Below are 22,965 nucleotides of genomic sequence, written 5' to 3'. Positions count from 1 at the left end.
GTTCCCGTAGCTCAGGCGCCGAACGCGCGGGTGAACCGCACGTCGCCCTCGGCCATGTCCCGCATGTCGCTGACCCCGTGCCGGACCATCACGGTCCGGTCGATGCCCATGCCGAACGCGAATCCGGAGTAGACCTCCGGGTCGATCCCGCAGGCGCGCAGCACGCGCGGGTTGACCATGCCGCAGCCACCCCACTCGACCCACTGCGGCCCGTCCCGGTGCTCCGGGAACCAGACGTCGAACTCCGCCGACGGCTCGGTGAACGGGAAGTAGTGCGGCCGCCAGCGGGTCTTCGCGCCTTCGCCGAACATGGCCCGGGCGAAGTGGTCGAGCGTGCCGCGCAGGTGCGCCATGGTGATGCCCTTGTCCACCACCAGGCCCTCGACCTGGTGGAAGACCGGCGCGTGGGTGGCGTCCAGCTCGTCGGTGCGGTAGACCCGGCCGGGCACCACCACGTAGATCGGCGGCTTGCGGCTGAGCATCGTGCGCGCCTGCACCGGCGAGGTGTGGGTCCGGAGCACCAGGCCGGAACCCTCGGGTGCGATGTGGAACGTGTCCATCAGGCCGCGGGCCGGGTGGTCGGCCGGGATGTTCAACGCGTCGAAGTTGGTCCACTCCAGCTCGACCTCGGGACCCTCGGCCACCTCGTAGCCCATGCCGATGAACAGGTCGCTGATCTGCTCCATCAGCACCGTCAGCGGGTGGCGGGCGCCGCGCGGCCGGCGGTCGTACGGCAGGGTCACGTCGACCCGCTCCTCGACCAGCACCCGCTCGGCCCGCTCCCGGTCCAGGATCTCCTGCCGGGCGGCGTACGCGGACTCGATGGCGCGCCGGGCTTCGTTGACCCGCTTGCCGGCGTCGGACTTCGCGGCCGGCGGCAGCGCGCCGATCTCCCGGCGCGCGAGCGACACCGGGGACCGGTCCCCCAGGTGCGCGGGACGCAGCGCGGTCAACGCGTCCGGGTCGGCGGCGGCGGCGAACGCCTTCTCGGCGTCGGCCACGGCCCCGGCCAGGGCGTCCGGGTCGAGCAGGGCGACCTGCTTCGGGTCGTACGGATCGTTGCGGTAGCTCATGGTGAACGGGCACTCCCTCACGGCGGCGCCGGCCCTTCTCAGGCGGCCAGACGAGTCTACGGACGCGCGGCTTCGCCGCAGCCCGCCGGTGGGAGTCGGGCAGGGAGGGAGGTCAGGCCTGCCGCCCGCCGACCCCGGCGGGCTGGCTAAACGAACGCCGTGGCGCGTTCATCACGTGGCGGACTCCCCTGCTCCGTCCTGCGTGACCGTGGGTCGACGCAGTGCTCTCGCCGAAGAATACAGGCAGACGGCTGCCGCCGCAGCCAGATTGAGACTCTCCGCGCGCCCGTGCAGCGGCACCCGGACCCGGGCGTCGGCGGCCACTGTCAACTCCTCCGGCAGGCCGTGCGCCTCCGAGCCGAACAGCCAGGCGGTGGGGGCGGCGAGCCGGCCGGCGTCGGCGAGGTCGTCGAGGTCGCTGTCGCCGTAGCCGGTGGTGGCGAGGATCGACAGGCCGGCGGCCCGCAGCGCCTCGACGGCCGCGAGCGGGTCGGCGGCGCGCACCACGTCCACGTGGAAGAGGCTGCCGGCGGAGGCCCGCACGCACTTGCCGTTGTAGGGGTCGACGGCCTCGCCGGCGAAGACCACCGCGCCGGCGCCGGCCGCGTCCGCGGTGCGCAACACCGTGCCGGCGTTGCCGGGGTCGCGGATCCCGGCGAGCACCGCGACCAGGCGCGGCCCGCGCGCCAGGGCCTCGTCCATCGGGACGTCGAGGTGCCGGCAGACCGCCACCAGGCCCTGCGGGGCCACGGTCTCGGCGAGCGCCGCCAGGGCGTCGTCGGTGACCTCGGAGACCGGCACGTCGGCGCGGGCGGCGCCGGCGGCGAGGTCGGCGTACCGGTCGAGCGCCGCCGGGGTGCCGAACAGCTCGACCACGGCGCCGCCGAGGGCGAGCGCCTCGCGGACCGCCTGCGGCCCCTCGGCCAGGAACCGGCCGGTCTGCTCGCGGTCGCGCCGGCGCTGCAACCGGCGGGCCGCGACGACCCTCGGGGTACGCGGGGTGAACGGACCGGGAACGGCGTCGAGGCGCCTCCCCTGCGACGGTGACTGCATGGGAGACGCCTCGATCTGCCGTACGGGTGGGTCCAGCGGCCTGGGCCGCGTACAGGTGGGTCCAGCGGCCTGGGCCGCGTACAGGTGGGTCAGGCGGCCTGGGCCGCGGCGCCACCGGTGCCCTCGGCCGCCACGGCGGCGCGGGCCAGCTCGACGATCGCCGCGAACGCGGCGGCGTCGTTGACGGCCATGTCGGCCAGGATCTTGCGGTCGACCTCGATGCCGGCCAGGCGCATGCCCTGGATCAGCCGGTTGTAGGTCAGGCCGTTGGCCCGGGCTCCGGCGTTGATCCGCTGGATCCAGAGCTGCCGGAAGTCGCCCTTGCGGTCGCGACGGTCCCGGTAGGAGTACTGCATCGAGTGCAGCACCTGCTCCTTGGCCTTGCGGTAGAGCCGGGAGCGCTGACCGCGGTAACCGCTCGCGGTCTCCAGCAGGGTACGACGCTTCTTCTGGGCGTTCACAGCCCGCTTGACGCGTGCCATCTCAACTCCTTCTTCGGTTCAGGTGGCGCGCGTCAGCGGCCGAGCAGCTTCTTGATGCGCTTGGTGTCGGCCTTGGCCAGCTCGACCGTGCCGGTCAGCCGACGGGTCTGGGTGCTGGGCTTCTTCTCCAGGTTGTGGCGGAGGCCGGCCTGCTGGGCGACGATCTTGCCCTTGCCGGTCACCTTGACCCGCTTACCCATACCCGTGTGGCTCTTCATCTTCGGCATGTGGAACGTCTCTCCCTGTTACTGGCCGCTGGTGTCAGCGGTCGGGCCGGTCTCACCGGCTGCTGCGGTCTCGCCGGCCGCCGGGGCCTCGCCACCTGCCGGGGCTCCGGACTCCTCCGCGGCGCGGTCCCGGGGCCCACCGCGCGACGCCGTGGCGGCGACCGCGGAGGCCTTGACGGCCCGGTGCGGAGCGAGAACCATGATCATGTTTCGGCCGTCCTGCTTCGGCGCGGCCTCGACGTATCCCAGGTCCGTGATCTCGGACTCGAGCCGACGCAGGAGCCGGTAACCCAGCTCCGGGCGGCTCTGCTCGCGACCGCGGAACATGATCGTCACCTTGACCTTGTCGCCCGCCTTGAGGAACCGCACCACGTGACCCTTCTTGGTCTCGTAGTCGTGCGGGTCGATCTTCGGCCGGAGCTTCATCTCCTTGATGACGGTCTGCTGCTGGTTACGCCGCGCTTCGCGCGCCTTGAGTGCGCTCTCGTACTTGAACTTGCCGAAGTCCATGAGCTTGCACACCGGCGGGCGCGCCATCGGCGCAACCTCGACCAGGTCCAGGTCGACGTCCGCGGCCAGCTGCAGGGCGCGCTCCAGCGGGACGATGCCCACCTGCTCACCCTCGGGGCCGACCAGTCGGACCTCACGTGCCCGGATCTGCTCGTTCACGCGTGGTTCGACGCTGATGGGGCCTCCTCGAGTCGAAGTCTCGTGTGGTGCCGACTCCGTGGGCTCCCGGGCGGGAGCCGACTCGGAAAGCAGAAGGCCCCGGCGTATGCCAGGGCCCACTCGACCGGTCGGCACGATCACAGGATCGCGCATCCGGGATCGGGACGTGCCCGAAACCCGGGGACCGGACCCGGACACCTGGACGGCGACTCGGGTGGGAGCGGGCGCTCCGCTTCATGACCACCCGCGCGTCAGAGACGGAGGCAGTCTGGTCGACTCCGCAAGACTACACCCTCGGCCCAGGCCACCCCAAACCGGGCCCGCAGGTCAGCGGGGTGCCGACTGGCCGGCGGCGAGCGCGGCCAGGTGCGCCTGGTGCAGGCGGCGCAGCGCCCGGACCGCCTCGACCGCGCTCTCCTTGTCGGCGGCCTGCAACGCGACCATCGGCAGCAGGTCGTCGTCGTGCAGCTCCAGGCTGGCCCACGGGGCGCCGCGGTCGAACCGGACCCCGCGCACGACCTCCCAGGGCAGCTCGTAGGAGCTGATCACGTTGCGCACCCGGACGCCCCGCGCGTCGGCGGTCACCCGGGGACGGGTGAACAGCAGGAAACCGAGCGCGCCGAAGACCCCGAGCCCGATCATGGCGAACTGGTCGCCGCGCTGGAACGTGCCGTAGCCGTCACCGGTGGAACCGGACAACGAGGTCGCGACCAGGCTGAACACCACCAGCAGCGTGACGGCCGACGCCCAGCAGACCACCCGGACGCGGCGGGGCCGCACGGTCACCACGGAATCGCTCACCCGACCAGTCTGCCATCCGGCTCGCGCTCACGTTCGGCCGCCACACGGACCGCGCCACGCCGGCGTACCCCGGCCACCAGCACGGCCACCAGCGTGAGCACCGCGCCGGCCAGCACCGGCAGCCGGACGCCGGGCCCGCCGGGCAGCGCCAGGTCGAGCAGCAGCGCCCCGCCGAGCTGCCCGGCCACCAGCGCCAGGCCGGTGCGCAGCACCCCGGCCGCGCGGACGCCGACCAGCAGCGCCAGCACGATGCCGACGCCGAACAGGCCGCCGACGTAGAGCCACCACTGCGTCGGCCAGCGCGGATGCTCGGCGAACGCGCCGGCCAGCACCGCCACCGCGCCGATCACCGTCGTGCTGACCAGGAAGTTCACCGCGAGGCCGGCGGCCGGGCCGACCACGGCCGCGACCCGGCCGTTGAGCGCCGACTGCAACGCGACCGCGAGCCCGCCGACCACGGAGAGCAGCACCAGGCCGACCGCGAGGTCACCGACCGGCCGGCCGAGCTGGGCGAGGGCCACCGCGCCGACGCCGAGCGCCGCCCCGGCCACCCGCGGCACGGTGAGCGGCAACCGCCCGCCGGCGGCCAACCCGGCCCGGTCGACCGCCAGCCCGCCGAGGCTGCCGCCGGCGACCTGGGCGATCGTGAACACCGCCACCCCGAGCACCGGGACCACCACCGGGGCGGTCAGCACGATCACCGCGCCGCCGAGCCCGCCCAGGTACGCCCACCAGGGCAGCCCGGCGCGGCGCAGCCCGGCCAGCCCGGCCCGCATCGACGGCACGACGGCCAGCCCGACCAGCACGAGCAGGCAGCCGCCCAGGTTGTTGACCACCGCGCCGAGCACCGGATCACCGGTCCGCTCCCCCAGCTCCGCGTTGACCACGCCCTGGGCGGCCGAGGCCACGCCACCCAGGACGACGACGGCCAGCGCGGCCGGCAGCGGCAGCGGCCTCACAGCCGGCAGGCGTGGATGTTGGTCACCAGGATCGCCCGGGCGCCCAACTCGTACAGCTCGTCCATGATCCGGTGCACGTCGTCGCGGAGCACCATCGCCTGCACCGCGACCCAGCCCTCCCGGTGCAGCGGCGAGACCGTGGGCGACTCGATGCCCGGGGTGAGCGCACTGGCCCGGTCGAGCAGGCCGGCCGGCACGTCGTAGGCGAGCATCACGTAGCGGCGGGCGACCAGCACGCCGTGCAGCCGACGCTGGAGCTGCTCCTGCTGGGCGCCGCCGGGCGCGCCGGCCCGGCGGACCAGCACCGCCGAGGAGCGCAGCAGCGGCTCGCCGAAGACCACCAGGCCGGCCTGGCGCAGCGTGGCGCCGGTCTCCACCACGTCGGCGACCACGTCGGCCACGCCGAGCCGGATGGCGTTCTCCACCGCGCCGTCGAGCCGGATCACCTCGGCCTTGACGCCCAGCTCGCCCAGGTGCCGCTCGACCAGACCCGGGTACGCGGTGGCGATCCGGTGCCCGCCGAGCTGCTGGACGGAGGCGACGTCGTCGGGGCGGGCGGCGAACCGGAAGGTGGCCCGGCCGAAGTTGAGGTCGACCACCTCCTCGGCCGGCGCGCCGGAGTCGATCAACAGGTCCCGCCCGGTGATGCCGACGTCCAGGTCACCGGAGCCGACGTAGGTGGCGATGTCCTTGGGGCGCAGGTAGAAGAACTGGATGTCGTTGGGCTCGTCCCGGCAGACCAGGTCCTTCGGGTCGGTGCGCTGGCGGTAGCCCGCCTCGCGCAGCATCCCGGCGGCCGACTCGGCCAGGGCGCCCTTGTTGGGTACGGCGACACGCAGCATGGAGTGCTCCTTCGTTCGATCGGATGATCAGCGGACGGGCACTCAGAGATGTCGGTAGACGTCCTTCAGGTCGAGACCGGTGGCCAGCATCAGCACCTGCGCCTGGTAGAGCAGCTGGGAGATCTCCTCGGCGGCCCGCTCCGGACCCTCGTGCTCGGCCGCCATCCACGACTCGGCCGCCTCCTCGACGACCTTCTTGCCGATGAAGTGCACGCCCTTCGCGAGCGCGTCGACGGTGCCCGAGCCGGGGGTGCCGGCGGCGGCCTTGGCCTGCAGCTCGGCGAACAACTCCTCGAACGTCTTCACGGAAGGCGATTCTTCCAGCCGCCCGCCGGAGCCGCTCGCCCCGGGTCCGTCGGTGGGTTCGACCGGCCGCCGCCGCACCCTCCCGGGCGGATCGGGGTGGGGCCTCCGCTCCGACGCTCTCCGCTGGCGTGCCGGCCCTCCGGCGGCCGGAATCCGCCCAGGTGCCTCCGTGCCGCCTGTCGAGCTGATATCAGAAACGACTCAGGCCGCCGACCGCGCCGGCCCGGCACCTCGGCGTCCTGAGTCGATCATCGGAACCCCGGCGGGCGGAGGTCGTGGACAGGGGCCGGCGGCGCCGCCGGGCCGGCACGGGACCGGACGGCACGGGACCGGACGGCACGGGACCGGACGGCACGGGACCGGACGGCACGGGACCCGGCGGCGCGGCGGCGCTCGCCGGCCACGACACGCCGGTTCGAACGGGTGAGTCGTTTCTGATATCAGCTCTAAAGGCGGCGCGAGCCCAACGGGTCACCGGCCGCCGTCGTTCGCCCGACCACCTCGACGCCGGGCGCGCTCAGGCGGTCACGCGGTCACGCGGTCACGCGGTCACGCGGTCACGCGGTCACGCGGTCACGCGGTCACGCGGTCACGCGGTCACGCGGTCACGCGGTCACGCGGTCACGCGGTCACGCGGTCACGCGGTCACGCGGTCAGGCGAAGCCGACGCGGTGGGTGGCGTGGGCGTCCAGGGTACGGACGGCCAGCGCGGCGTCGAGGGCGGCCACCGTGGCCGCCCAGCCCTTGTCCTCGGCCGAGCCGGGCAGCCCGGCCCGGTCCCGGGCCTGCTCGATGGTGTCCACCGTGAGCACCCCGTGCGCCACCGGCTTGCCCTCGTCCAGCGCCACCCGGGTCAACCCCTCGGTGACCGACTGGCAGACGTAGTCGAAGTGCGCGGTCGCGCCACGCACCACGACGCCGAGCGCGACGACCACGTCGTACCGGCGGGCCATGGCCTGGGCCACCACCGGCAGCTCCACCGAGCCGGCCACCCGGGCCACCACGGCCCGCGCGCCGCACGCCTCGGCCGCGGCGACCGCCCGCTCGGCCATGTGGTCGGTCAGCTCGCCGTGCCAGCGGGCCGCCACCACACCGACGGTCATGCCGGCGGCGTCCACCGCAGTCACGCCCGGCTCTCCGAAACCCGCCATCGTCCTACGCTCCGATCTCGTCACCGGCGACCGGCCGGCCCATCGGGGCCTCGGTCGCCTCGTCCAGCCCGTCCAGGAGGTGGCCCATCCGGTCCCGCTTGGTGCGCAGGTAGCGCACGTTCTCCGGGTTGGACCGCACCGGCATGCCCTCCCGGCCGGTCACGGTGAGGCCGTACCCCTCCAGGCCGGCCCGCTTGGCCGGGTTGTTGGTCAGCAGCCGCATCGAACGGACGCCGACGTCGTACAGGATCTGCGCGCCGGTGCCGTAGTCCCGCGCGTCGGCCGGCAGGCCCAGGTCGAGGTTCGCGTCCACCGTGTCGCGCCCCTGGTCCTGGAGCTGGTACGCCTGGAGCTTGTGCAGCAGGCCGATGCCGCGCCCCTCGTGCCCGCGGACGTAGAGCACCACCCCGCGTCCCTCTTGGGCGACCCGGGCCAGCGAGGCCTGCAACTGCGGTCCGCAGTCGCAGCGCAGCGAGCCGAACACGTCCCCGGTGAGGCACTCGGAGTGCACCCGGACCAACACGTCCCGCCCGTCGCCGAGGTCGCCCATGACCAGCGCGACGTGCTCGGCCGAGTCGTGCTCGGCGCGGTAGCCGAGCGCCCGGAACACCCCGTACGGGGTGGGCATCCGCGCCTCGGCGGCCAGTTCGACCTGCTTCTCGGTACGTCGCCGGTGGGCGATCAGGTCGGCGATGGTGACCAGCGTCAGCCCGTACTCGGCGCAGAACTTCTCCAGGTCCGGCAGGCGCATCATGGTGCCGTCGTCGTTGACCAGCTCGCAGAGCACCCCGGCCGGGCGCAGCCCGGCCAGTCGGGTCAGGTCCACCGCCGCCTCGGTGTGCCCGGCCCGGCGCAGCACCCCGCCCGACCGCGCGCGCAGCGGCACCACGTGGCCGGGACGGGCCAGGTCGGTCGGGTCGGTCCCGGCGTCGGCGAGCAGCCGGATGGTGTGCGAGCGGTCCGCGGCGGAGATACCGGTGGTGACACCCTCGCGGGCGTCCACCGTGACCGTGTACGCGGTGCCGCGCCGGTCCTGGTTGGTGTGGTGCATCGGCGGCAGGTCCAGCCGGTCGCACTCGTCCTCGGTCAGCGGCACGCAGATGTAGCCGGAGGTGTAGCGGACCATGAACGCGACCAGTTCCGGCGTGGCCAGCTCGGCCGCGAAGATCAGGTCGCCCTCGTTCTCCCGGTCCTCGTCGTCGACCACGACCACGGGACGCCCGGCGGCGATGTCCGCCACCGCCTGCTCGATGGAACCGAAGATGGTCATGCCACGACCTCCGAGTACGTCGCCGGGATCCGGGTGCGGGCGGTGGTGACGGCCCGGGAGGTGCGCCACCAGCTGTACAGGCCGGCGGCGCAGAACGCGCCGTAGACCAGGTACATCGCGGCCGACGGGTAGAAGCCGCCGCGCAGCAGCAGCGGCACGCCGACCGCGTCCACCGCGATCCAGATCAGCCAGAACTCCACCCAGCCCCGCGCCATGCCGTAGGTGGCGAGCAGGCTGCCGACCAGGATCCAGGCGTCCGGCAGCGGGCCCCACGAGCCGAGCGCGGCCAGCGCCGGGTAGGCGGCGGCGGTGCCGACGGCCGCGACCGCGAGCAGGCCCAGCCGCTCCCGCCAGGTGGCCCAGCGCGGCACCACGGCCGGCTCGCCGCCGCCACCCGCGCGGCGGTTGCGCGACCAGCGCCACCAGCCGTAGACGCTCACCGCGAAGAAGAAGACCTGGCGGCCGGCCTGGCCGTAGAGGTCGTGCGCCTGCGGGGTGGCGAAGACGCCGCCGAGGAAGACGGTGAACAGCAACGCGTTGCCGATCATGCCGACCGGCCAGGCCCACACCACCCGGCGCAACCCGAGCAGCGCCGAGGCGAGCCCGAAGACGTTGCCGACGATCTCCCGGACCAGCACCGGCGAGCCGGCGACGTGCACCTGGGCGTCGAGCAGCCAGCCGAGCGGGCCCGTCACCGGGCACCACCCATCAGCCGCTCGACGTACTTGGCCAGCACGTCGACCTCGAGGTTGACCGGGTCGCCGACCCGCTTCGTGCCGAGCACGGTGAGCTTCAGCGTGGTCGGGATCAGGCCGACCGAGAACCAGTCGTCACCCACCTCGGCGACGGTCAGGGACACGCCGTCGACGGTGATCGAGCCCTTTTCCACCACGTAGCGGGACAGCCCGGCCGGCAGCCGGAACCGGACCGTCTCCCACCGCGCGGCCGGCTCCCGGCCGACGACCTCGCCGACGCCGTCGACGTGGCCCTGCACCAGGTGCCCGCCGAGTCGGCTGTTCAACGCGGCGGCCCGCTCCAGGTTGACCGGGTCGCCGGGGCGCAACGCGCCGAGCGCGGTGCGCCGCAACGTCTCGCCCATCACGTCGGCGGTGAACACGCCGCCGTCGACGTCGACCACGGTCAGACAGACGCCGTTGACCGCGATCGAGTCGCCGTGCCGCGCGTCCGAGGTGACCAGCGGGCCGCGGATGGCGACCAGCGCCGAGTCGTCAGCGGTCTCGGTGCTCCGGACGATCTCGCCCAGCTCCTCGACGATGCCGGTGAACATGTTCAGGCCTCCCTCTTCCGGGGCAGCGCGGTGATCCGCAGGTCGGGACCGACCGGCGTAACGTCGGTGATCTCCAGGTCGATGGCGTCGGCGATTGTCGTCACGCGGGCGTCGAGCAGCGCGGTCGGGCCGGCGCCGAGCAGCTTCGGCGCGACGTACCCGACGATCTTGTCGACCAGGCCGGCGGCGAGGAACGCGCCGGCCAGCGTGGGGCCGCCCTCCAGCAGCGCGGCGCGTACCCCCCGGTGGTGCAGTTCGGCGAGCAGCGCCGTCAGGTCGACCCGGCCGTCCGGGCCGGCGCCGACCTCGGCGGCGGTGGCCACCCAGGTCCGGGCCGCGCCGTCGCGGACCCGGGCGTCGGCCGGGGTCCGCCCCGAGCTGTCCACCACCACGCGCAGCGGCTGCCGGATGGCGAGCGTGCCGTCGCGCAGGTTGCGGGCGGTCAGGCGGGGGTCGTCGGCGAGCACGGTGCCGACTCCGGCGAGCACCGCGTCGACGGTGCCGCGCAGCGCGTGCACGTCGGTGCGGGCCGCCTCCGAGGTGATCCACATGCTGGTGCCGTCGGCGGCGGCGGAGCGCCCGTCGAGCGTGGCGGCGTACTTCCAGATCAGGTACGGCCAGCCGCGGCGCATCGAGGTGAGCCAGGCGATGTTGCCGGCCTCGGCCTCCTCGGTGCGTACCCCGAGGGTGATCTCGATCCCGGCGGCGCGCAGGGTGGCCGCGCCGCCGGAGGCCACCGGGTTCGGGTCGGGCACCGCGACCACCACCCGGGACACGCCGGCCGCGATGAGCGCGTGACTGCAGGGGCCGGTGCGGCCGGTGTGGTCGCAGGGCTCCAGCGTGACGACCGCGGTGCCGCCCCGGGCGCGCTTGCCGGCCTGTGCCAGCGCGACGATCTCGGCGTGCGGCCCGCCGGCGTACGCGTGGAAGCCCTCGCCGACGACCTCGCCGTCGGCGTCGAGCAGCACGCAGCCGACGACCGGGTTGGGGCTGGTGGCGCCGAGGCCGCGGGCGGCCAGCGCGACGGCACGACGCATCGCCTCGTCGACGGAGACGCTCGCCATGGTCTGCCCTGCCCTCCCGCTCGCCGGTCACGCGCGGGCGGGTTCGACAGGAGCGGCACGGACACCGCGCACACGCGGCGGCGGAGAGACCCGGGGACGGCGACGCCGACCCCGGGGAGCCCACGGGCGCGGCTGAGGGTGCTCAGCGGCCACCAGGGACCTCCCCCGTTCCGCGCGCTGTCTCCCATCCGGACTGTCTGGGGGCGGACGAGCCGCACCCCAACCGTCGGCCCCGGATTCTCACCAGGTCCACCGTCCGGCCGAAGCCGTCCGGGTCGCGGGCTTACCACGGTCGGACCGTGGATCACCGCCGGTTCGGAATTTCACCGAGCCCCGCCAGCGCGTGGTGGGTACACCGGAAGTCTTACACGTTCGGCGGCGGCGCGCGCCACAGAGGCGAGCTACCTCACAGCCGCCGGCGCCCGGTTCAGGTGACGCCCCGGCGACGGTCGACCGCCACGTACGAGCCGGGCTGGCTCTTGGCCACGGTCTTCATCTCCGAGGCCACGGCGATGGCCTCCAGCGGGTCGGTGAACCGCTTGCCGGAATCGGACAGCGACACCCCGATGGAGAGGGTGACCAGCGCGGCGCGGCGGATGTTGCCGCGGCGGTCCTTCAACTCGACGAAGCCGCGTTCCCGGTCGATCGGGTCGTAGAGCCCGTCGGCGGCCTTCTCGAAGTCCTCCACGGCCCGGAAGGTCAGCGGCCGGACCTGTTCGGGTGCGCAGACGATGACGAAGTCGTCGCCGCCGACGTGGCCGAGGAAGGCCGGCGGCAGGCCGATCGACACCACCGCGCGGTGCAGGCTGCGGGCCAGCGCGGAGATGAACTCGTCACCGCGGACGAAGCCGTACCGGTCGTTCACGCTCTTGAACCGGTCGATGTCGATGTAGCCGACGGCGTAGTCCACCCCGCTGCGCACCCGGTCGCTGATCTCCCGCCGGATGCGGCTGTTGCCGGGCAGACCGGTCAGCGGGGAGACCTCCCGGAACTCCTTGTTGCGGCGCAGCGTGGAGCTGACCCGCGCGACCAGCTCGGCGGTGTCGAACGGCTTGACCAGGTAGTCGTCGGCGCCCGCACTGAGACCGTTGACCTTGTCGGAGGTCATCCCCTTGGCGGTCAGCATGATCACCGGCAGCGCCGAGGTCATCGGGTCGGCGCGCAGCCGGCGGGTCAGCTCCAGCCCGTCGATGCGGGGCATCATCAGGTCGACCACGGCCAGGTCCGGCCGTTCCCGCTCGATGACCTCCAGCGCCTCCTGACCGTCCGCGGCGTGCAGCACCTCGAAGCCGTGCAGGCGCAGGTTGAACTCGACGAAGCGGGCGATGTCCTCGTCGTCGTCGACGACCAGGATCACGTCGGGTCGGTCGTCGGCCGGGTCCATCTCAGGCCCCGGTCATCGCACGTTCCGCCAGGCCCCGCAGGCGGCGTACCGCCTCGGCCGGGTCGTCGGCGCCGTAGACCGCGGTGCCGGCGACGAACGCGTCCGCGCCGGCCGCGGCGGCCTGCTCGATGGTGTCCGCGGCGATGCCGCCGTCCACCTCGATGCGCAGCTCCAGGTGCCCGCTGTCGACGTGGCGGCGGGCGGCGCGCACCTTGTCCAGCAACTGCGGCAGGAAGCGCTGGCCGCCGAAGCCGGCCTTGATCGTCATGATCAGCAGCGTGTCGAAGCTGGGCAGCAGTTCCAGGTACGGCTCGATCGGGGTGTCCCGGTCGATCGCCAACCCCGCCTTCGCGCCGGCCGAGCGCAGGTCCTTGGCCAGCGCCACCGGGTCGTCGCACGCCTCGGCGTGGAACGTGACGTTGTACGCGCCGGCGTCGGCGTATCCGGGGGCCCAGCGGCGCGGGTCGGTGATCATGAGGTGCACGTCGAACGGGATCTGGGTCACCGCGCGCAGGCTCTGCACCACCGGCAGGCCGATGGTCAGGTTGGGCACGAAGTGGTTGTCCATGACGTCCACGTGCAGCCAGTCGGCGGCGGACTCCACGGCGCGGACCTCGTCGGCGAGGCGGGCGAAATCGGCGGCCAGGATGCTGGGCGCGACGATCGGCGGCGGTACGGTCACGGGGCCAGTGTACGAACGTGGTCACCCGCCGTCCGCAGCGCGGCACCGTGCGGGACAGGCTGTGACCCGCCCGTCACCCGTGGTGCACCATTGACCCGTCCAGCCGGGAAATCGACACGAATAGTCGTCGGTGACTGGCCGATCGATTGAAAGATGACGAAACTCCTACAGGGACGGTCACGTATGCTGCCGCCCGGGCGCGGGGGACGCCGCACGAGCCCGCGGTGTGCGGCTGCCATCTCTCCGGCGAAGGGGCGGACGATGCGACGGTGGCTCCACACGCTCGCGCTGGCCGGTGCCGTGACGGCGGTGATCGCCGGCTGCGTCCCGGCGCACCGGGCCGACGGGGACCTCGTCGACGACTGGGCGGCGCTGCCCGCGCCCCAGCTGTTCGTCCCGGCCACCGACGCGTGCCTGCCCCGGCTCACCGCGGTGGTGCAGGCCGCCACATACGAGACGGTGAACTGCGCCGGCAGCCACCTGGCCGAGGCGGTCCACGTCGGCACGTTCACCGGTCCGGCGGCCGCCGGCGCCCGCCCGGAGCCCGGCTCCCCGGCGCTGCGCGTCGCGCGCACCGAGTGCGACCAGCGGGCCCGGGAGATGATCGGCGGGGACTGGCACGCCGCCCGGCTCACGCTGAACATCGCGTTGCCCCCGGCCACCGCCTGGGTCGCCGGCGCGCGCTGGTTCCGCTGCGACCTGGCCGAGACCGACAGCATCGACAACACCCGGCCGGTCAACCGGATCGGCAGCCTGCGCGGCGCCCTGGTCGGGGACAACCCGCTGGTGCACCGCTGCTTCGACCCGAAGCTGATCGGGCAGAACCTCAACTACATGGCGCCGGTGCTCTGCACCGAGCCGCACCGGGCCGAGTTCGTGGGCGTCTACTCCGAACGCGACGTGAGCTGGGCGGAGTTCACCCGGGGCGCGCCGTCGGTGCACCGGCGCTGCATGACGTTGATCGCCGCCTTCGCCGACGTGCCGGACAACGCCGAGCTGCCGTACCGGGCCGGGTCCATCTTCTACCCGCCGTCGCAGCGGGAGTGGGAGGAGGGCGACCGGGGGGTGCGCTGTTTCCTGTGGAGCGACGACCGGAAGCTGACCCGCTCGATGCGCGGGGCCGGCCCGGAGGGACTGCCCGTCATCTGAGCATCAGTGCCGTATGCTGCGTCGCCGAGGCGTACCGGTCGGCCGGGCGGCTCCGGACGGCGGGGAGGTCGGTCGCGATGCGGCGATGGTGGGCGGCGGTCGCCGCGGGCGCGGTGGCGGTGCTGGCGCTCGGCGGCTGTGCCGCGCCGGCCGGGGTGGACCGTGACCTGGCCGACGACTGGCCCGCGTTCGCCGCGCCCGTGGGCTTCGTGCCGAAGGCCGACGTCTGCCACCCGACCGTCGCCGACGTCGGCTATCTCAGCGGCTACCAACCGGTCGACTGCGCCACCACACACCGGGCCGAGACGCTGCACGTCGGCACGCTGACCGGGCCGGAGGCCGCGCGCTCCGCGCCTCCGCGCGGCGGATCCGCCGGTCTGCGCGCCGCCCACGCCGACTGCGCCCGGCAGGTCACCAAGGCCGTCGGCGCGGACTGGCGGTCGGGGCGGCTGCAGCTGTCAGTGGTCTTCCCGTCGGCCCCGGCGTGGTCCGGCGGGGCCCGCTGGTACCGCTGCGACGTCGCCGAGGTCAACGACCTGGACGACGGCACGGTGACCGAGCGTCAGGGCAGCCTGCGCGCCGCCCTGAAGCCCGGTTCGCCGCTGGCGCTGGGCTGCTTCACCCCGAAGCTGGTCAAGGACGACATCGAGGCGATGCGGCCGGTCGCCTGCACCGCGAAGCACCACGCCGAGTTCGTCGGGATCTGGCAGGCGCCGGACATCAGCTACGCGGAGTTCCAGCGCACCTCGCTGCGGGCGCACAAGGCGTGCCGGGGACTGATCGCCACATACGCCAAGGTGCCGAACGACGGCAACATGCAGTACCGGGCCGGCACCATCATCTACCACCCGTACGAGCAGCAGTGGCGCGACGGCGACCGGGGCGTGCAGTGCTTCCTCTGGGTCTCCGACCGCGCGCTGACCCGGTCGGTCCGGGGCGCCGGGGCCAAGGCGCTGCCGGTCACCTGAGCCGGGTGCGGGGCGGGCGTCGGCCCACCCCGCCCGGTGTGCTCAGCCGACCTGGAGCGTCACGTCGTCCACGACGAAGCTGGTCTGCAACGAAGAGTCCTCGACGCCGGTCCACTTGAGCGTGACCGTCTGACCGGCGTACGCGGCGAGGTTGAAGGTGCGCTGGGTGTAGCCGGTGGCCTTGTTCAGGTTCGAGTAGGTCGCCAGCGTGGTCGAGCCGACCTGCACGGTCAGCTTGTCGTACGCGACCGAGCTGGTCGTCTCGGCCGTGTCGATGTGCAGCCAGAAGGCCAGCGTGTAGCTGGCGCAGCCGGCCGGCAGGGTGACCGACTGGCTCAGCGTGTCGGTGTGCGAGGAGCCGTACCCATCCAGCCACGCCTTGTACGAGCCGGTCCGGGCCGCCTGGCCGGAGTCGTTCGTGATCACGCCCGAGGTGGCCGTCCACGGCGTGCTGCCCGACTCGAAGCTGCTGTTGCCGATGAGCTGCCCGCCGGTGCAGCCGCCGCCCCCGCCGGTCACGGTGAGCGTGTAGCTGGCGGTGCGGGTGGCCGAGCCGGTGCCGGTCACGGTGAGCGTGAACGTGCCGGTGGTCGCCGACGACGAGGCGGTGACCGTCATGGTGGCGGAGCCGCCCGAGGTGACCGAGGACGGGCTGAAGCTCACCGAGACGCCGCTCGGGGCGCCGCTGGCGGACAGCGCCACGGTCTGCGCGCTTCCGCTGGTGGTGGCGGTGCTGACGGTGGCGGTGGTGGAGCCGCCCCGGGCGACGCTGCCGGAGGTGGGGCTCACCGCGACGGAGAAGTCGTTGGTCGGGGTGCCGCCGCCGACCGCGAGCGCCCAGATGGCGTACGCCACGCCGTCGGCGCTGCGGTTGAGGACGGTCGTGTTGATGTTGCTGGTGGTGTCGCAGGAGCGGTGGTAGCAGCCGTCGTACGCCGCGCCCGCGGTGCCGCCCCACTTGCTGGCCTGCGCCGCGGTCTTGGTGTAGCTGGCGCCCGCCGCGTACCCGGAGGTCTGGATGCCGGCGTTGGCGAACGAGTAGTCGTCGGAGCGGCCCTGGCCCTCGGTGTTCTCCTCCGGCTGGATGCCGAACGAGTCCCAGTACGCCTTCAGCGGCGCCGCGGTGGCCGAGGTGATCCGGTTGATGAAGTAGCCGCCGTTGGGCGAGCCGACCATGTCGAAGTTGTAGTAGCCCTTGATGTAGCCCCGCTGGGTGGAGCTGAGCTGGTTGACGTAGTGCTTCGAGCCCTGCAGCCCCTGCTCCTCGCCGTTCCACCAGGCGAACCGGACCCGCTTGGTCATGGTGGGGTTCTGCGCCGCGAGCACCAGGGCGTTCTCCAGCAGGGTGGCCGAGCCGGAACCGTTGTCGTTGATGCCCGGGCCGGCGGAGACGCTGTCCAGGTGGGCGCCGAACATGACGACCTGGTCGGTCGGGCCCTGCGGCCACTCGGCGATGAGGTTGCTGCCCGGGTAGGTGCAGGTGGTGCAGTTCTGCTCGGTGACCGTGTAACCGGCCGCCTGGAGCTTGCCCTTGACGTAGCTGACCGACGCGGCGTAGCCGGCCGAGCCGGCCCGTCGGTTGCCTCCGTTGCTGCTGGCGATGGAGTTGAACTGGGTGAGGTGGGCCTGGACGTTGGCCAGGGAGACGTCCGGCGCGGCGAGCGCGGCGGCGGTGGCGGGCGCCGGGGCGGGGGCCGGCGCGGGAGCGGCGGAGGCGGTGCCGGCCAGGCTCACCGTCGTCAGGGTGGCGACGAGGGCGAGCGCGAGGCTCGTGGTCGGCGTGCTGCGTCTCATGGAGACTCCTCATGGGGGTCGGCGGGCGGGGGTGACGGGTCGACCGGTGATCGGAACAGTTACATGTATCGATCGCACAGTCAACGGCGCGTCACATCCCACCAACCCCCTACCGCTCCCGGGATGCCTCTCCCCCGCCGCCGTCACGCCGATCGAGGGGTCCGCGTCGGGAATCCGACGCGAACCCCTCGAACGGGCCAGCGGAGGGACAGGGCCGGTCAGCCTCGGCGGAGGACGGCCAGGAACATGGCGTCCGTGCCGTGACGGTGCGGCCAGAGCTGCACCGTCGGGCCGTCGCCCAGACCCGGCATGCCGGCCGGCAGCAGCGGCCTGGCGTCGACGAAGTCGACCGGAAGGCCGCAGCGCCGGGACGCCTCGGTCACCGTCACGTGCGTCTCCACCACGTGCGGCGAGCAGGTCACGTACGCGACCAGGCCACCCGGACGGACCGCGCGCAGCGCGGCGGTGAGCAGCTCACGCTGCAGACGGGTCAGCGGCGGCAGGTCCGCCGGCTGGCGGCGCCAGCGCGACTCCGGCCGGCGGCGCAGCGACCCCAGCCCCGTGCACGGCGCGTCGACCAGCACCCGGTCGAAGTGCCCCTCCGGCAGCTTCGGGTCGCCGCCGACACTGCGCCCGTCCGTGTGCACCACCGTGACCGGCAGCCCGCGGGTGGCCTGGGCGACCAGGCGGGCCCGGTGCTCGGCCACCTCGACCGCGGTCAACCGCGCCCCGCGCGTCGCCGCGATCGCACCGAGCAGGCCGGACTTGCCGCCCGGGCCGGCGCACAGATCCAGCCACCGGCCGTCCGGGCCCTCCAGCGGCGCGTTCGCCAGCGCGTCGGCCACCAACTGGGAGCCCTCGTCCTGCACGTGCGCCCGCCCGTCGGCCACCGCCGCCAGGTCGCCCGGCGCGCCACCGGGCAGGTAGACCGCGTACGGCGAGAACGCGCCCGGCGCGCCGCCGACCTCGTCGGCCAGCGCCACCGGGTCGGCCAGGCCGGGTCGGGCGCACAGGTGCACCGGCGGGCGCTCGTTGTCCTCGATCAGCAGCCGGGTGGTCTCCCCCAGGTCACCGCCGAGCGCCTCGGCGAACGCCCGGACGATCCACTGCGGATGGCTGTACGCCAGCGCCAGGTGCCCGATCGGGTCGGTCTCCTCGGCCGGGGCGAGCTTGGCCACCCACGCGTCGGCGTCCCGCCCGGCGATCTCGCGCAGCACCGCGTTGGCGAAGCCGGTCGCGCCCGGACCCACCGTCCGGACCAGGTCCACGGTGGAGGAGACCGCGGCGTGCGCCGGCACCCGGGTGTGCAGCAGCTGGTAGGCCCCGAGCCGCAGCGCGTCCCGCACCGGCGGGTCGATGCGCTGCACGTCCCGGCCCGCCGCGTCGGTGACGATCGCGTCCAGGGTGCCGGTGTGCCGCAGCGTGCCGTAGGTCAGCTCGGTGGCGAACGCCGCGTCGCGGCCGCTGAGCCCCGCCTCGCGCAGCATCGTCGGGAGCACCAGGTTGGCGAACGCGTCGTCGCGGTGCACCGCGGCGATCGCCTCGTACGCGACCTGCCGCGGCAGGTCCACCACCGGACGGGCCGGACGCCCGCCCCGCCGGTCCCCACCGAGCCGGTCCCCGCCTCGCCGGTCGCCGCGCTCACGGTCACCACCGAACCGGTCACCGCCCCGCCGATCCGACCCGGTCCGGTCGCCACGCTGGCGGTCGCCGTGCTCACGCGCGTACCACCGGGGACGCTCGCCCTCGGCGGGCCGGTCCGGGCGCGACGGCCCCGTCACGCGAACACCTCGCCGGCGGCGACCCGGGCGCCGCGCGCCCAGTCGCCGGCCGACATGGGCTTCTTGCCGGCGGCGCGCACCTCACCGAGGCGCACCGGCCCGGTGGCGGTGCCGACCAGGACGCCGGACTTCTCCGCCAGCAGCTCGCCCGGCTTCAGCTCCGGGCCGTTGGCCAGCGGGGTGACCGGGCCGAGCTTGACCCGGTCGTCGCGGAAGGTGGTCCACGGACCCGGGGCCGGCGTGCAGGCGCGGATCCGCCGGTCCACCGCGAACGCCGGGTCGGTCCAGCGCACCCGCGCGTCCTCGACGGTGAGCTTCGGGGCGAGCGAGACGCCGTCCGACGGCTGCGGCTGCGCCCGGGCGGTGCCGGCGTCGATCGCGTCGAGCACGGCGACCAGCAGCCCGGCGCCCGAGTGGGCCAGCCGCTCCAGCAGGTCGCCGGAGGTGTCGGTGGGACGAATCTCGTCGGTGACGGTGCCGTAGACCGGGCCGGTGTCCAGCCCCTCCTCCAGCTCGAACACACTGGCCCCGGTCAGCTCGTCGCCGTGCAGCACGGCGTGCTGGACCGGCGCCGCGCCCCGCCAGGCGGGCAGCAGCGAGAAGTGCAGGTTGATCCAGCCGTGCCGGGGGATCTCCAGCGCCACCGGCGGCACCAGCGCGCCGTAGGCGACCACGGGCACGCAGTCCGGCGCCAACGCGCGCAGCCGGTCGAGGAACTCCGGTTCGCGCGGCCGGGCCGGGGTGAGCACCTCGACGCCGTGCGCGTCGGCCCACGCGCCGACGGGCGAGCGGTGCAGCCCTCGGCCCCGGCCGGCCGGGGCGTCGGGGCGGGTGACCACGGCGAGCAGCTCGTGGCCGGAGGCGGCGATCGCGTCCAGGGCCGGTACGGCGACCGCCGGCGTGCCGGCGAAGACCAGGCGCATCCGGGTCACCGCCCCAGGCCGAACGGGTTGGTGACGGGATGCGGGCTCAGCTTGACCGTGGGCGGGGCGGCTTGGTCGTACCAGTCCGCCTGCCGGATCGCCTTCATGGCCTCCTTGCGGCCGGCCGCGTCGAGGCGGTCGAGGAAGAGCACCCCGTCGAGGTGGTCGGTCTCGTGCTGCAGGCAGCGGGCCATCAGGCCGGTGCCGACGATCTGCATCGGGTCGCCGTGCGCGGTGAAGCCCTTGGCGATCACGTTCTGCCGGCGCTTCGTGTCGAAGTAGAGCCCAGGGATGGACAGGCAACCCTCCGGGCCGTCCTGTTCCTCCTCGTCGGGGAACTCCAGCACCGGGTTGACCAGGTGGCCGAGCATGTCGTCGACGTCGAAGGTGAACACCCGCAGGCCCACCCCGAGCTGCGGCGCGGCCAGGCCGGCGCCGTTCTGCTCGCGCATCGTGTCGGTCAGGTCGGCGATCAGCTTGCGCAGCTCGGCGTCGAAGTCGACCACGGGGTCGGCCGGCGTGCGCAGCACCGGGTCGCCGAACAGACGGATGGGCTGGACGGTCACGCGGCGTGGCTCCTTGTCTGGGACGGGTGGTGCCGTCCCAGTCTACGGAGTGCGGCTGGACGCTCCCGGTGGCGTACCGGGAACGGTGACCGAGGCCGCCTCCCGCCCGACGGTGACCGGCAGCGTGGCGTAACCGCGCAGGGTGAGCCGGACCCGCCGCTCGGGCGCGCCGGCCAGAGCCAGCCCGGGCAGCCGGCGCAGCAGCAGCGGGAACGCCACCTGCGCCTCCAGCCGGGCCAGCGCGGCACCGAGGCAGTAGTGCGGCCCGGCGCCGAAGGACAGCGGGTGGATCTGCGGTCGCCACGGGTCGAAGCGCGCCGGCTCCGGGTAGCGGCGGGGGTCACGGTTGGCCGCGCCGAGCATCACGATGACCCAGCTCTCCGGCGGCAGGTCGAGGCCGCCGTGCCGGGACGGCTCGGTGCTCATCCGGGAGGTCAGCTGCACCGGCGAGTCGTAGCGCAGCAGCTCGTCGACGTATCCGGGGGCGAACTCCGGGTGCTCGCGCAGCGTCGCGGCCGCGTCGGGGTGGTCGAGCAGCGCCACCAGACCGTTGCCGAGCAGGTTGGTGGTGGTCTCGAAGCCGGCCACCAGCAGCACGATCAGGTTGGCCAGCAACTCGTCGCCGGAGAGGCTCTCACCGCCGGTGTCGTGGGCCTGGACCAGCGCGGTCGTCAGGTCGTCGGCGGGGGCCCGGCGGCGGGCCGCGACCAGCTCGGTGAAGTAGGCCCGCAGCTCGCCCGCGCCCCGGTCGGCCACGGCCAGCTCGTCGGCCGTGATCTCCGGCTCCAGCACCCCGGTCAGGTCGGTGGCCCAGCGCCGGAACAGCGGCCGGTCCGCCGCCGGGACGCCGAGCAACGCGCAGATCACCCCGACCGGCAACGGGTACGCGAACTCGGCCATGACGTCGACCGGCGCGCCGCCCCGCCCGCCGGCCAGCAGCCGGTCGATCAGGTCGTCGGCCTGCGCCTGCACCACGTCGCGCATCGCGGCGATCCGGCGTGGGGTGAACGCGCCGGCGGCGAGGCGCCGCATCCGGCTGTGGTCGGGCGGGTTGGTGCGCAGCATCGACCGGGAGATGGACAGCACCGCCGGGCTCTCCCGCCAGCCGGGCATGAACTGGTCGCGCAGGCCGTCGTCCATCACCCCGAACCGGGCGTCGCGCAGGATCGCGTCGGCCTCGGCGTACCCGGTCACCACGTAGAAGACGGGCCCGGCCTGGACCACCGGGCCGTGCGCGCGCAACCGCTCGTACGTCGGGTAGGGGTCGACCCGGCCCGCGGGGGACATCAGCAGCGCGAGGGCGTCGGCAGGATCCACGGTCGGCCTCCCCAGGCGTCGGAGACCCCCATCATGCCCCGTTTCCGCCGGATCGGGCGATCCCGTCGCCGCGCCCGGACGGCCGTCAGGCTCCGGCGCCCGGCTCCCCGGCGAGCACCGCACCACCGCCGAGCAGGGCGTGCTCCGGCAGCGGCAGCGCGATGCCGTGCGCGTCCTCCCAGTCGTGGATCAGGCCCGGCCGGGCCTGGGCGGCGAAGAAGTCGACCGCGCTCATGCCGCCGACCACCGGCTCGTCGACCTCGGCGACCAGCCGGGCGGGCACCAGCGGGAACCCGCCGCGCACCGCGGCGCTGAGCCGCCGGTGCCCGTCGACGACGAAGAAGTACTCACCGGTGTAGCCGATGCTCAGCGGCTCCAGCGCCTCGTCGCCGGCCTCGGCCACCTCGCCGGCGAAGTCCGAGTCCCAGAGACCGCGCAGCGTGGCCACGTCCTCGGTCGGGTAGACCCGGTTCGGGTCGAGCAGCAGCAGCGGCTGGCCGGCGCGCAGCACCTCGGCGCCGAGCCGGCCCTCGTAGACGTCGACGACGTGCTGGATCACCTGCTCCGGGTTCGCCCGGGTGGTGTCGCAGACCAGGTCGTAGTTGCGCAGCCGGGCCTTGTCGACGCCGTACCGGACGATGAAGCGGCCGCGCTCGCTCTCGCTGCGCTCGCGCAGCTTGGCCCGCGCCTCCTCCAGCGAGGTGTAGCTCTCGGCCGGGCCGGACGGGCGGGCCAGCACCCGCCGGGCCGCCTCGGTCGGCTCGGTGATCATGTGCACCTTGAGCGCGTCGGTGAAGAAGTGCCACGCCAGGCGGGAGTCCATCACCAGCGACTCGCCCGAGGCGGCGATGTCGCGCTGGAGCTGGTCGACGTAGCCGTCGACGGCCTGGTCCAGCTCGGCGTGCAGGTTGAGCTGGAGGGCGGTCATCTGCCGCTCCTGGGCCATCTGGCGGTAGAGGTCGCCGACGCTGACCCGGCGCAGGCCGAGCCGCTTGGCGATCTCGACGGAAACGGTGCTCTTGCCGCTGCCGAGGTCGCCGTTGAAGACGATCGACTGACGAACGGTCACGACTGGTCCACCCCTGCTCACCGGCTGACTGACGACATCGAATCCGTGTCGGCCCGACGTGCTGGGAGCATCCGCCGTGCCGTGTCCCGCGCGGAAAACCGCGCGCCTGGGCATGACGGGCGATGCTATCACCGCCCGCTAGCCAAT

Annotated in this window: 24 protein-coding genes and 1 riboswitch; of the genes, 2 read left to right on the top strand and 22 right to left on the bottom strand. The window is 73.9% G+C overall.

Annotated features, from left to right (window positions below; genetic code table 11):
- Positions 1 to 11: 11 nt before the first annotated feature.
- The 16 genes from pheS to rpe all read right to left on the bottom strand — a co-directional run bounded on the left by pheS (position 12) and on the right by rpe (position 13,251).
- Positions 12 to 1,073, bottom strand: coding sequence for a phenylalanine--tRNA ligase subunit alpha (gene pheS / locus O7600_RS00560; protein WP_281591764.1), 1,062 nt, complete (start codon positions 1,071 to 1,073; stop codon positions 12 to 14).
- 171 nt (positions 1,074 to 1,244) lie between these two features.
- On the bottom strand, positions 1,245 to 2,126 hold the full coding sequence (locus O7600_RS00555) for an RNA methyltransferase (protein ID WP_281591763.1): 882 nt from the start codon (positions 2,124 to 2,126) through the stop codon (positions 1,245 to 1,247).
- A gap of 89 nt (positions 2,127 to 2,215) precedes the next feature.
- Positions 2,216 to 2,608, bottom strand: coding sequence for a 50S ribosomal protein L20 (gene rplT / locus O7600_RS00550; RefSeq protein ID WP_091577965.1), 393 nt, complete (start codon positions 2,606 to 2,608; stop codon positions 2,216 to 2,218).
- Positions 2,609 to 2,640: 32 nt separating this feature from the next.
- A complete protein-coding gene (gene rpmI, locus O7600_RS00545) occupies positions 2,641 to 2,835 on the bottom strand; it encodes a 50S ribosomal protein L35 (protein WP_007075851.1) in 195 nt (64 codons plus the stop codon).
- Between the two features lie 18 nt (positions 2,836 to 2,853).
- Positions 2,854 to 3,504, bottom strand: a complete 651-nt coding sequence (gene infC, locus O7600_RS00540) for a translation initiation factor IF-3 (RefSeq protein WP_091577968.1) — start codon at positions 3,502 to 3,504, stop codon at positions 2,854 to 2,856.
- A 327-nt stretch (positions 3,505 to 3,831) separates the two neighbouring features.
- Entirely contained in the window at positions 3,832 to 4,305 is a 474-nt protein-coding gene (locus O7600_RS00535; RefSeq protein ID WP_281591762.1) for a PH domain-containing protein, read from the bottom strand.
- Positions 4,302 to 5,264 carry a DMT family transporter gene (locus tag O7600_RS00530; protein ID WP_281591761.1) on the bottom strand — a complete coding sequence of 321 codons (963 nt, stop codon included), beginning with the start codon at positions 5,262 to 5,264 and terminating at the stop codon, positions 4,302 to 4,304. Before O7600_RS00530 ends, O7600_RS00535 begins: the two co-directional genes overlap by 4 nt.
- The gene (gene hisG, locus O7600_RS00525; protein ID WP_091577975.1) at positions 5,261 to 6,106 is read right to left on the bottom strand and encodes an ATP phosphoribosyltransferase; all 846 of its coding nucleotides are present in this window, start codon (positions 6,104 to 6,106) and stop codon (positions 5,261 to 5,263) included. Before hisG ends, O7600_RS00530 begins: the two co-directional genes overlap by 4 nt.
- A gap of 42 nt (positions 6,107 to 6,148) precedes the next feature.
- Positions 6,149 to 6,430: a phosphoribosyl-ATP diphosphatase gene (locus O7600_RS00520; RefSeq protein ID WP_216642383.1), complete on the bottom strand. Its 282-nt coding sequence runs from the start codon at positions 6,428 to 6,430 to the stop codon at positions 6,149 to 6,151.
- Between the two features lie 635 nt (positions 6,431 to 7,065).
- The gene (gene ribH / locus O7600_RS00515; protein ID WP_281591760.1) at positions 7,066 to 7,563 is read right to left on the bottom strand and encodes a 6,7-dimethyl-8-ribityllumazine synthase; all 498 of its coding nucleotides are present in this window, start codon (positions 7,561 to 7,563) and stop codon (positions 7,066 to 7,068) included.
- A gap of 4 nt (positions 7,564 to 7,567) precedes the next feature.
- Complete coding sequence (locus tag O7600_RS00510) at positions 7,568 to 8,833, bottom strand: bifunctional 3,4-dihydroxy-2-butanone-4-phosphate synthase/GTP cyclohydrolase II (protein WP_281591759.1); 1,266 nt, start codon at positions 8,831 to 8,833, stop codon at positions 7,568 to 7,570.
- The gene (gene pnuC, locus O7600_RS00505; RefSeq protein ID WP_281591758.1) at positions 8,830 to 9,528 is read right to left on the bottom strand and encodes a nicotinamide riboside transporter PnuC; all 699 of its coding nucleotides are present in this window, start codon (positions 9,526 to 9,528) and stop codon (positions 8,830 to 8,832) included. The genes O7600_RS00510 and pnuC overlap by 4 nt, the downstream gene beginning before the upstream one ends.
- Positions 9,525 to 10,121, bottom strand: a complete 597-nt coding sequence (locus tag O7600_RS00500) for a riboflavin synthase (RefSeq protein WP_281591757.1) — start codon at positions 10,119 to 10,121, stop codon at positions 9,525 to 9,527. The genes pnuC and O7600_RS00500 overlap by 4 nt, the downstream gene beginning before the upstream one ends.
- Before the next feature lie 2 nt (positions 10,122 to 10,123).
- Positions 10,124 to 11,185, bottom strand: a complete 1,062-nt coding sequence (gene ribD, locus O7600_RS00495) for a bifunctional diaminohydroxyphosphoribosylaminopyrimidine deaminase/5-amino-6-(5-phosphoribosylamino)uracil reductase RibD (RefSeq protein WP_281591756.1) — start codon at positions 11,183 to 11,185, stop codon at positions 10,124 to 10,126.
- 172 nt (positions 11,186 to 11,357) lie between these two features.
- Positions 11,358 to 11,530: riboswitch (FMN riboswitch) on the bottom strand.
- Positions 11,531 to 11,612: 82 nt separating this feature from the next.
- Positions 11,613 to 12,569 (bottom strand): response regulator, encoded by a 957-nt coding sequence (locus tag O7600_RS00490; RefSeq protein ID WP_281591755.1) that lies wholly within the window; start codon positions 12,567 to 12,569, stop codon positions 11,613 to 11,615.
- Position 12,570: 1 nt separating this feature from the next.
- Positions 12,571 to 13,251, bottom strand: a complete 681-nt coding sequence (gene rpe, locus O7600_RS00485) for a ribulose-phosphate 3-epimerase (protein WP_281591754.1) — start codon at positions 13,249 to 13,251, stop codon at positions 12,571 to 12,573.
- 261 nt (positions 13,252 to 13,512) lie between these two features.
- On the opposite strand from rpe, the gene O7600_RS00480 reads away from it, so the two are divergent.
- On the top strand, positions 13,513 to 14,400 hold the full coding sequence (locus O7600_RS00480; RefSeq protein WP_099161523.1) for a septum formation family protein: 888 nt from the start codon (positions 13,513 to 13,515) through the stop codon (positions 14,398 to 14,400).
- A gap of 77 nt (positions 14,401 to 14,477) precedes the next feature.
- Positions 14,478 to 15,368, top strand: a complete 891-nt coding sequence (locus O7600_RS00475; RefSeq protein WP_281591753.1) for a septum formation family protein — start codon at positions 14,478 to 14,480, stop codon at positions 15,366 to 15,368.
- A 42-nt stretch (positions 15,369 to 15,410) separates the two neighbouring features.
- Here the strand turns inward: O7600_RS00475 and O7600_RS00470 are convergent, their stop codons facing one another.
- The 6 genes from O7600_RS00470 to O7600_RS00445 all read right to left on the bottom strand — a co-directional run bounded on the left by O7600_RS00470 (position 15,411) and on the right by O7600_RS00445 (position 22,818).
- Positions 15,411 to 17,162: a M28 family peptidase gene (locus O7600_RS00470; protein ID WP_281591752.1), complete on the bottom strand. Its 1,752-nt coding sequence runs from the start codon at positions 17,160 to 17,162 to the stop codon at positions 15,411 to 15,413.
- A 218-nt stretch (positions 17,163 to 17,380) separates the two neighbouring features.
- The gene (locus tag O7600_RS00465; protein WP_348651390.1) at positions 17,381 to 18,733 is read right to left on the bottom strand and encodes a transcription antitermination factor NusB; all 1,353 of its coding nucleotides are present in this window, start codon (positions 18,731 to 18,733) and stop codon (positions 17,381 to 17,383) included.
- A 206-nt stretch (positions 18,734 to 18,939) separates the two neighbouring features.
- Complete coding sequence (gene fmt, locus O7600_RS00460; protein ID WP_098746356.1) at positions 18,940 to 19,866, bottom strand: methionyl-tRNA formyltransferase; 927 nt, start codon at positions 19,864 to 19,866, stop codon at positions 18,940 to 18,942.
- Between the two features lie 5 nt (positions 19,867 to 19,871).
- Positions 19,872 to 20,432, bottom strand: a complete 561-nt coding sequence (def, locus tag O7600_RS00455; RefSeq protein WP_091578009.1) for a peptide deformylase — start codon at positions 20,430 to 20,432, stop codon at positions 19,872 to 19,874.
- 42 nt (positions 20,433 to 20,474) lie between these two features.
- Positions 20,475 to 21,749: a cytochrome P450 gene (locus O7600_RS00450; RefSeq protein WP_281591750.1), complete on the bottom strand. Its 1,275-nt coding sequence runs from the start codon at positions 21,747 to 21,749 to the stop codon at positions 20,475 to 20,477.
- A gap of 85 nt (positions 21,750 to 21,834) precedes the next feature.
- Positions 21,835 to 22,818, bottom strand: a complete 984-nt coding sequence (locus O7600_RS00445; RefSeq protein WP_281591749.1) for an AAA family ATPase — start codon at positions 22,816 to 22,818, stop codon at positions 21,835 to 21,837.
- Positions 22,819 to 22,965: the final 147 nt, after the last annotated feature.

Source organism: Micromonospora sp. WMMA1998, assembly GCF_027497375.1.
In the GTDB taxonomy this organism is placed as follows: Bacteria; Actinomycetota; Actinomycetes; order Mycobacteriales; family Micromonosporaceae; genus Micromonospora; species Micromonospora sediminicola.
This window is presented reverse-complemented; position numbering and strand designations above follow the sequence as displayed.

Coding starts and splice junctions, on each gene's coding strand:
- pheS (WP_281591764.1), bottom strand. CDS start 1,073: ATGAGCTACCGCAACGATCCGTACGACCCGAAGCAGGTCGCCCTGCTC.
- O7600_RS00555 (WP_281591763.1), bottom strand. CDS start 2,126: ATGCAGTCACCGTCGCAGGGGAGGCGCCTCGACGCCGTTCCCGGTCCG.
- rplT (WP_091577965.1), bottom strand. CDS start 2,608: ATGGCACGCGTCAAGCGGGCTGTGAACGCCCAGAAGAAGCGTCGTACC.
- rpmI (WP_007075851.1), bottom strand. CDS start 2,835: ATGCCGAAGATGAAGAGCCACACGGGTATGGGTAAGCGGGTCAAGGTG.
- hisG (WP_091577975.1), bottom strand. CDS start 6,106: ATGCTGCGTGTCGCCGTACCCAACAAGGGCGCCCTGGCCGAGTCGGCC.
- ribH (WP_281591760.1), bottom strand. CDS start 7,563: ATGGCGGGTTTCGGAGAGCCGGGCGTGACTGCGGTGGACGCCGCCGGC.
- O7600_RS00510 (WP_281591759.1), bottom strand. CDS start 8,833: ATGACCATCTTCGGTTCCATCGAGCAGGCGGTGGCGGACATCGCCGCC.
- O7600_RS00500 (WP_281591757.1), bottom strand. CDS start 10,121: ATGTTCACCGGCATCGTCGAGGAGCTGGGCGAGATCGTCCGGAGCACC.
- ribD (WP_281591756.1), bottom strand. CDS start 11,185: ATGGCGAGCGTCTCCGTCGACGAGGCGATGCGTCGTGCCGTCGCGCTG.
- O7600_RS00490 (WP_281591755.1), bottom strand. CDS start 12,569: ATGGACCCGGCCGACGACCGACCCGACGTGATCCTGGTCGTCGACGAC.
- O7600_RS00480 (WP_099161523.1), top strand. CDS start 13,513: ATGCGACGGTGGCTCCACACGCTCGCGCTGGCCGGTGCCGTGACGGCG.
- O7600_RS00475 (WP_281591753.1), top strand. CDS start 14,478: ATGCGGCGATGGTGGGCGGCGGTCGCCGCGGGCGCGGTGGCGGTGCTG.
- O7600_RS00470 (WP_281591752.1), bottom strand. CDS start 17,162: ATGAGACGCAGCACGCCGACCACGAGCCTCGCGCTCGCCCTCGTCGCC.
- fmt (WP_098746356.1), bottom strand. CDS start 19,866: ATGCGCCTGGTCTTCGCCGGCACGCCGGCGGTCGCCGTACCGGCCCTG.